This window comes from Streptococcus sp. HMSC36C04, from assembly GCF_001839535.1.
GTDB classification, from domain to species: Bacteria; Bacillota; Bacilli; order Lactobacillales; family Streptococcaceae; genus Streptococcus; species Streptococcus hominis.
This window is the reverse complement of record NZ_KV841598.1, coordinates 58,056-58,280: the sequence shown is the minus strand read 5'-3', so window position 1 is coordinate 58,280 and position 225 is coordinate 58,056. Positions and strand designations below refer to the sequence as shown.

Annotated in this window: 1 protein-coding gene; it reads right to left on the bottom strand. The window is 43.1% G+C overall.

Going from position 1 to position 225, the window contains the following annotated elements:
* Window positions 1-206 (bottom strand): hypothetical protein (locus HMPREF3249_RS09555; protein ID WP_218969869.1); only part of this gene is annotated, 206 nt, incomplete at its 3' end.
* Window positions 207-225: the final 19 nt, after the last annotated feature.

The window sequence follows — 225 nt, the reverse complement described above, 5'->3', positions numbered from 1 at the left end:
GGAACCATTCGAAACAGCACAGCTCTAAAACTATCGTACCAATTGAGTTCAATCCAGCTCTGTTTTGGAACCATTCGAAACAGCACAGCTCTAAAACTATTCCCAGCCATAGCAATAACACTTGCTGGTTTTGGAACCATTCGAAACAGCACAGCTCTAAAACCGTATACTGATGTTGCTGGGCAACTGTCATGTTTTGGAACCATTCGAAACAGCACAGCTCTA